This is a genomic window from Salinisphaera shabanensis E1L3A, assembly GCF_000215955.2.
GTDB classification, from domain to species: Bacteria; Pseudomonadota; Gammaproteobacteria; order Nevskiales; family Salinisphaeraceae; genus Salinisphaera; species Salinisphaera shabanensis.
Map to the genome: position 1 here is coordinate 121539 of NZ_AFNV02000012.1, position 7541 is coordinate 129079.

6 protein-coding genes are annotated in these 7541 nt (G+C 63.5%); 3 read left to right on the top strand and 3 right to left on the bottom strand.

Going from position 1 to position 7541, the window contains the following annotated elements; all coding sequences use genetic code 11:
• Positions 1 to 162: 162 nt before the first annotated feature.
• The 3 genes from SSPSH_RS09360 to SSPSH_RS09370 are packed head-to-tail and all read right to left on the bottom strand — an operon-like array spanning position 163 to position 4630.
• On the bottom strand, positions 163 to 2640 hold the full coding sequence (locus tag SSPSH_RS09360) for a ligase-associated DNA damage response DEXH box helicase (protein WP_006912733.1): 2478 nt from the start codon (positions 2638 to 2640) through the stop codon (positions 163 to 165).
• A complete protein-coding gene (locus SSPSH_RS09365; protein WP_006912734.1) occupies positions 2641 to 2946 on the bottom strand; it encodes a hypothetical protein in 306 nt (101 codons plus the stop codon).
• A gap of 52 nt (positions 2947 to 2998) precedes the next feature.
• Positions 2999 to 4630 carry an ATP-dependent DNA ligase gene (locus SSPSH_RS09370; RefSeq protein WP_006912735.1) on the bottom strand — a complete coding sequence of 544 codons (1632 nt, stop codon included), beginning with the start codon at positions 4628 to 4630 and terminating at the stop codon, positions 2999 to 3001.
• Between the two features lie 234 nt (positions 4631 to 4864).
• Here SSPSH_RS09370 and SSPSH_RS09375 point away from each other — a divergent pair, with 234 nt between their 5' ends.
• The 3 genes from SSPSH_RS09375 to budC all read left to right on the top strand — a co-directional run bounded on the left by SSPSH_RS09375 (position 4865) and on the right by budC (position 7498).
• Positions 4865 to 5731 (top strand): glycine/sarcosine N-methyltransferase, encoded by an 867-nt coding sequence (locus SSPSH_RS09375; protein ID WP_006912736.1) that lies wholly within the window; start codon positions 4865 to 4867, stop codon positions 5729 to 5731.
• Between the two features lie 9 nt (positions 5732 to 5740).
• Complete coding sequence (locus tag SSPSH_RS09380) at positions 5741 to 6577, top strand: SAM-dependent methyltransferase (protein ID WP_006912737.1); 837 nt, start codon at positions 5741 to 5743, stop codon at positions 6575 to 6577.
• A 156-nt stretch (positions 6578 to 6733) separates the two neighbouring features.
• Positions 6734 to 7498: a meso-2,3-butanediol dehydrogenase gene (gene budC, locus SSPSH_RS09385; RefSeq protein WP_006912738.1), complete on the top strand. Its 765-nt coding sequence runs from the start codon at positions 6734 to 6736 to the stop codon at positions 7496 to 7498.
• Positions 7499 to 7541 lie beyond the last annotated feature (43 nt).

Consider the following 7541-nt stretch of genomic DNA (forward strand, 5'->3'; position numbering starts at 1 on the left):
AAACGATCTCTAGCGTTCTCAAACAACGCGGTTCGGCGATATAGCTTAGGGCGCTGGGCACCATTGCAACCAGCAGGGTCTTACGACCTCGATCCGCGTCTCGCTGCCCATGCGTCGGCATGGCCTTCTGACGGGGTGCGTTCGAGATATTCGCCGGGACGCTCATTTGCGCGCTTCGTTCTTCGGCTTCTTGTCTGCGGCCTTTTCCAGCTGCACGGTCATGCGTTCGACCCGGTCGCGCCAGGACTCGTTCGAGACCTGGCTGGCCACGCGCTCGACCCAGAGCGGAAACCCCAGCGGCGTGAGCCGCGGCGGGTTGGCCACACACAGCGACTGGCGCGCGATGCGTTCGAGCGCGGCATGTACGCGATTGAACTCCAGTTCGCGTTCCAGCACTTCGCGACGGGCCTGGTCGAGCAGCAGGTTGGCGGCGTCGTAGCGGGTAAGCACATCGAAGACCAACCCGCTCGAGGCCTGCACCTGACGCGCGCTCTTGTGGGCACCGGGATAGCCGGAAAACACCAGCCCGGCGATCCGGGCGATATCGCGAAATGCCCGCTTGGACAGCTCGGCAGCATTCAGACAGGCCAGCAGGTCGTCCACCAGATTATCCGGCGAGAGTGCGGCGCGCAGCTCGGCCTCGCTGAAATCGACCTTGTTGCGGGTAACGAGTTCGAAGCCGTAATCGTTGACCGAAAACCGGAACGAGGCCTTATGCATCTGCGCCAGCCGCCAGGCCACCAGCGCCGACAGGCCTTCATGGGCAAGCCGGCCCGCAAAAGGGTAGAAGAACCAGTGTCGGCCTTCGCGGCTGGTGACATGCTCGATGAGCAGTTCGTCGGCCGCCGGCAACGCCGACCAGCGGCGCTGAATCTCCAGCAGATCGCGAATCGCCGCCAGTTCGGGCTCGCGGTAATCGCCGTCGCGGGCGGCTTCCAGCAAGCCACGAATCGCGTCGGCGAGCGTCCCGGAAATCGCCATGCGTCCGCCGGCCCAGCGCGGCACCTGGCGGTTCTTGCGGGTGGCCGCTTTCACATAGGCCGTGAGCTCGCGTACACGCACCAGTTCCAGCAGCCGGCCCGAGAACAGAAACACATCGCCCGGCTTGAGTTGGGCGATGAAGCGCTCTTCCACCGTCCCCAGACGCCCACCTTTCATGAAGCGCACGCTAATGGCCGCATCGGAGGTGATCGTGCCCATGGTCATACGATGCCGGCGCGCAATACGCCGATCGGTCACCGCCAGGCGCCCGTTGGCGCGTTCGACGCGCTGGAATTCGGGATAGGCCGAGAGTGCCGCGCCGCCACGGGTGACGAAATCCAGCGTCCACTGCCATTCATCATCACTCAGATCGCGATAGGCACGGCTGCTGCGAACTTCGGCCAGCAATGCGTTTTCATCGACCCCGCCATCGCGCGTGCTACCCAGCGCGCGGGTCACGAGGTGCTGTGAGAGCACATCGAGCGCACCGGTCAACGGTACACGCGCTTCGACCTCGCCCGCCATGGCCTTGCGCCGGGCGGCGGCGATCTCGACCAATTCGAAGGCATGGGTGGGCACACACAGAATACGACTGGCCACGCCCGGCCGATGACCGGAACGCCCAGCACGCTGCAGCAGCCGCGCCACGCCCTTGGGGCTGCCAATCTGGATGACCTGATCGACCGGCGAGAAATCCACGCCGAGATCGAGGCTGGAAGTGGCCACCACGCAGCGCAGGCGGCCATCCGCGATCATCGCCTCGACCTGCTCGCGCAGCCCGCGATCGAGCGAGCCGTGATGCAACGCAATCTGTGCCAGCCAGTCGGGGCGCGCACGCAGTAGAGCCTGATGCCACAGCTCGGCCTGTGAGCGCGTATTGGTGAATAGCAGCGTCGTTTGGGCGGCTTCAAGGGCTTCCACCACCGGTTCGACCAGACGCGTGCCCAGATGCCCGGCCCAGGGAAAACGCTCGATCGTATCCGGGATAAGTGCGGCGATTTGTGTCTCGGCCGGCACCACCCCCCGAATTTCGTGCGCGCTCTGGCCGCCGGTCAACGCATCGGCGGCCTGGTCGAGATTGGCCAGCGTGGCTGATAGCCCCCAGGTTCGCAGTGCCGGGCGCAGCGTACGCAATCGGGCCAGTGCGAGTTCGAGTTGCACGCCACGTTTGGTCGACAACAGCTCGTGCCATTCGTCGACCACCACGCCTTGAAGCTGGCCAAACAGCGTTTCGTGATCGGCATACGACAACAACAGCGCCAGGCTTTCAGGCGTAGTGACGAGCGCACTCGGCAGTTTCTTGCGCTGGCGGGCCTTGATATGGCTTTTGGTATCGCCGGTGCGCTGTTCGACGGTCCAGTTCAGGCCCAGTTCGGCCGCACTTGCGGCCAGGTGTGCGGTGGTATCCGCAGCCAGGGCCCGCAGCGGCGTGATCCAGAGCAGCGTCAGGCCCGGCGTGGCGTCCGGATCGTCGGTACGGGCAAGCCAGTCGCCAAGGGCCGCGAACCAGGCCGCCAGTGTCTTGCCGGTGCCGGTCGGCGCATGAATCAGACCCGATTCGCCTGCGCCATAAGCCGCCCAGGCTTCACGCTGAAAATCGAAGATCTGCCAGTTGCGCGCGGCGAACCAGCGCTCGATGCGCTCGTGAGCTGGCCCCATTCAGTCGCGCTTGCCTGGGTTCCATCGCGCGGCAACGGCACGCGCCTGTTGTGCGATCCACGGGAAGCGCCGCTCGAAACGTCGCAGCTGTTTCTGTACCCAGATCGAATACGGCGCCAACAGAATCGCCGAAATGATCAGGAACAGGATGCCCTGCAGAATCGGCAGCACGAGCCCTGCGATACCGAGCAGAAAAAAGAACACACCGAGACCGATACGCACATAGTCGCGCCAGGTCATGTCGGCAAAACGAATCCGCGTGGGTTCGGGTTCGGCCGATTCATGTGATGAACGCGGCGTCGTCATACCGAGCGCAACGGCGGTCGCGCCATTGTAGGCGTAGACGGTGTTAAAGAGATCATTCGATACGTTCCTCGATCGGTAGCAACGCTTTCACGCCGTCGAGCGTATCGGCGTCTTCGATACGCTTGTCGTGACGCCAGCGGGCAATACGCGGAAAGCGTACGGCGATGCCGGACTTGTGGCGGTTGGACGCCTGAATGCCTTCAAAGTGCAATTCGAACACATGCGTGGGCTCGACCGAGCGTACCGGGCCAAAGCGTTCGCGGGTGTTGCGACGTATCCAGTGATCGACCTGGCCGATTTCTTCATCGGTGAGTCCGGAATAGGCCTTGGCAAACGGCACGAGATTCTCGCCGTCCCAGACTGCGAAGGTGTAATCGGTGAGCAGGCTGGAACGTCGACCGCTGCCGGGCTGGGCATAGAGCAACACCGCATCGATCGAATACGGATCGACCTTCCATTTATACCAGTCGCCGCGGGTGCGCCCGACCCGATACGGCGAACCGGCCCGCTTGAGCACGAACCCTTCGGTGGCGAACTCGCGGCTGCGCTCACGCAGGGCGGCCAGTTCGTCCCAGCCGGTGGATTCTACGTTCGCCGATACCGCGATGCGCGTATCCGACTCAAGTCCGTCGACCAACGACTGAAGCTTCGCGCGGCGATCCTCGATGGGCGACTCGCGAACATCGGCGCCGTCGTATTCCATCAGGTCGTAGGCCAGAAAACGCACCGGGTGCTTGGCCTGCATGTTCGCCGACGGCTTGAGCCGGCCGATACGCCGCTGCAGGCGCGCGAACGGCAGCGGCCGCGGCTCGCCCTCGGCCCAGGCCAGAATCTCGCCGTCGAGCACGCAGCCATCAGGCAGATCGGCCGCCGCGGCCTCCAGCTCGGGGAAACGCCCTTCCATCAGGTCTTCGCCGCGCGACCAGATATGACACTGGCCCTGGCGACGAATGAGCTGGGCCCGAATGCCATCCCATTTCCATTCCGCATGCCACTCGCTGCGCGCGCCCAGGTCCGCCATCGCCGCGATCGGCGCCTGCTCGATCGGCGAGGCGAGAAAGAACGGATAGGGCTGGGCGGCGTCCTCGCCGCGATCTTCCGGGTCGATAAGGCGTTCGAAGAACTGCGGCGTGGGCCGCCAGCGGCCCATCAGCCGATGGGCGATCCGGGCAGGTTCGATATCGGCTGTCTCGGCCAGCGCCCGGGTAACCAGCCGGCGCGATACGCCCACGCGAAACGCGCCGGTCAAAAGCTTGTTGAGAGTAAAGCGGGCATCGGTGGGCAGTTCCCGCCAGAAGCCGACGATGCGCGCCTTGCGGGCCTCGTCGTCCATATCCCGCAGCGGCAGGATGCGCTGCTCCACCCAGTCATGCAGGGCGATCTCCAGGCCGGTATCGCCGGTTTCGATTTCATCGAGCAACAGGGTGACGGTTTCGGCCAGATCGCCGACCGCCGAATAGCTTTCCTCGACCAGCCACAGGGGCATGTCGATCGCCTCGGCGGTCCATTCGCGCAGCCGTGCCGAGGGGATGAGCCGCTTGATGCGTCGCCCACACAGAAACGATACCGCCCAGGCCGCGTCCGCCGCAGGCGCGATAGCGAAGTAGGCGCGCATGGCCGCGACCTTGTCGTTGGTGGCCGTGCTGGCGTCCAGACGCGTGTAGAGCGCGGTAAACCGACGCACGGCTAGCGCCCATCCATGGCAAGTGACGGCACGACGATGGTGCGATTTCGACGCTGTGCACAACCTGTCATCGGCGGGTCATCGTTGCGGGAACGGCGTCTTTGCTGTCGCATCAAGGACCTGGCGAACAGCGGTTGTAGCCTGGCGTGCGGGTTGCATAACGTAGTCATTCCATTTGAAAAGCTTGCGGCGAGACGTCGGATACCGGCGGCACCGTGACGGGGACTTTCGTGTATGAAAGAAGCAACCCAGCACAATCCGATATTCCAGCGTACCCAGGACTTCGGCGCTGCGCCGACCGATGTGCGCGAAACCGACCACTATCAATACGAATACGTCCACGACTTCGTGGAACGCTGGGACGATCTCATCGACTGGGACGGGCGCGCCGCCAGCGAAGGCAGTTTCTTCATCGATGTGCTCAAACGTTACGGCTGCCAATCCGTCATCGATGCGGCCACCGGCACCGGTTTTCATTCCGTACAACTACTCAAGGCCGGCTTCGAGGTTGCCAGTATCGACGGCAGCCCGCAGATGCTCGCCAAGGCCTTCGAGAATGCCCGCCAGCGCGGGATGATTCTTTCCACCGTACACAGCGACTGGCGCTGGCTGTCGCGCGATGTGGTCGGACGTTACGACGCCATCATCTGTCTGGGTAATTCGTTCACCCATATCTTCAACGAGCACGACCGCCGTCGTACGCTCGCCGAGTTCTACGCCATGCTCAAGCATGAGGGCATTCTCATCCTCGACCAGCGCAACTACGACGCATTGCTGGACGGCAAATCAGCCCCTAACCAGACGCCCGGCCACAAGTACTACTACTGCGGCGCCAATGTCACGGCCGAGCCTGAACACGTCGACGAGGGGCTGGCACGGTTTCGCTACACCTTCCCGGGCGATGAGGTCTTTCACCTCAACATGTTTCCGCTGCGCAAGGCCTACGTGCACGATCTGATGCACCAGGTAGGTTTCCAGTCGGTGACGACCTACGGCGATTTTCAGAGCAGCTACAAGGAAAGCGACCCGGACTTCTTCATTCATGTCGCCGAAAAATCCTATCGCGAAGCCAACGTAGATCGCGACGCCGACAAGTCTTAAGGAGCGAACATGACTCAGTATTCCGAAGCGGTACGTACAGCCCAGGCCTACTACAACAGCGACGACGCCGAAAACTTCTACTCGCGCCTGTGGGGCGGCGAGGATATTCATATCGGCCTGTATGGATCCGATTCAGAGGCCGTGGTCGACGCCAGCCATCGAACGGTCGAGCACATGTGCGACCTTCTCGGGCCGGCGCTGGACGGCGCGACAGTGCTGGATATCGGTGGCGGCTACGGCGGTTCGGCCCGCTATATCGCCCAGCACCACAATGCCGATGTCGTTTCGCTGAACCTGTCCGAAGTGCAGAACGAACGCGCGCGCCGCAAGAATGCCGAACGTGGTCTGGACCAACGCGTATCCATTGTCGACGGCGATTTCGAGAACATCCCCTTCGACGAGGGGCATTTCGATATCGTCTGGTCGCAGGACGCCATGCTGCACTCGGGCAACCGCGAACGCGTGCTCGATGAAGTCGCCCGCGTACTCAAAGCCGGCGGCACGTTCATCTTCACCGATCCCATGCAGGCCGACGACTGCCCCGATGGCGTGCTGCAACCGGTGCTCGACCGCATTCAGCTCGAGACCATGGGCTCACCGGATTTCTACACGCAGGCGCTCCAACAACGCGGGTTCACGCGGCGCGAGTTCGAAGACCATACCGGACAGATCCCGCGTCATTACGGCGGCATTCATGACACGCTCGTCGAACGCGAAGCCGAGCTGCGCGATTCGGCGATTTCCAACGCCTATATCGCCAACATGAAGACCGGCCTGCTGCACTGGGTCGATGCCGGCAAGGCCGGTCACCTGGCCTGGGGCATCATGGTCTTCGACAAGAACTGATCGGCGACGCGGGCTTGATTCGAGCCCGATCATCGGCAGTTTCAGTTGCATGACACAACGGCCGCGGCGCGCGATGCGTCGCGGTCGCCGTACTCGCGACGTCGCGATCGCCCACACGGCCAGCGCGATGGGACAGTTCACCCCACGGGAGAAGACATGCAACGTTTTCAGGACAAGATCGCGCTGATCACCGGTGCCGGCTCGGGCATGGGCGCCGCGACCGCCAAGCGGCTGGCCGATGAAGGCGCCACCGTCGTGCTGGTCGGCCGCACGAAAGAAAAACTCGACGAGGTCGCCAAAACTCTGCCCGCCGAGCGCGTGCACGTTCGCCCGGCCGACGTGGCCGATCCTGCTGCCGTGAATGCGCTCGTCGACGATGTGATCAAGACCTGCGGTCGGCTCGATATCCTGGTCAACAATGCCGGTGTCGCGACGCAAAGCCGTATCCCCGATACCGACGACGAGACCTGGCGCAAGATCATGTCGATCAACGTCGACGGCGTCTTCTACTGCTGCCGAGCGGCCCTGCCGCACCTGATCGAAAGCCGCGGCAATATCGTCAATACGTCGTCGGTATCGGGCCTGGGCGGCGACTGGGCGATGAGCGTCTACAACGCCAGCAAGGGCGCGGTGAGCAACTTCACCCGCGCGCTGGCACTCGACCACGGCCGCGACGGCGTGCGCGTGAACGCGGTCTGCCCGAGTCTGACCCGCACCGACATGGCCAGCGGTATCTTCGAAAAAGACGAACTGCTCGACAAGTTCGCCGAACGCATGCCGCTGGGCGCAGGCGCTGCGCCGGAAGACATCGCTGCCGCGATCGCGTTTCTCGCAAGCGACGACGCACGCTTCATCAGCGGCGTGAACCTGCCGGTCGACGGCGGGCTGATGGCCTCCAACGGCCAGCCGAACATGGGCTAACCGATCACCTCTCCTAGGGCGTGTTGCCGTTTCGCGCTAAGTT

Excerpts from the sequence above, each read along its gene's own strand:
- SSPSH_RS09360 (WP_006912733.1), bottom strand. The coding sequence starts at position 2,640 with ATGGGGCCAGCTCACGAGCGCATCGAGCGCTGGTTCGCCGCGCGCAAC.
- SSPSH_RS09365 (WP_006912734.1), bottom strand. The coding sequence starts at position 2,946 with ATGACGACGCCGCGTTCATCACATGAATCGGCCGAACCCGAACCCACG.
- SSPSH_RS09375 (WP_006912736.1), top strand. The coding sequence starts at position 4,865 with ATGAAAGAAGCAACCCAGCACAATCCGATATTCCAGCGTACCCAGGAC.
- SSPSH_RS09380 (WP_006912737.1), top strand. The coding sequence starts at position 5,741 with ATGACTCAGTATTCCGAAGCGGTACGTACAGCCCAGGCCTACTACAAC.
- budC (WP_006912738.1), top strand. The coding sequence starts at position 6,734 with ATGCAACGTTTTCAGGACAAGATCGCGCTGATCACCGGTGCCGGCTCG.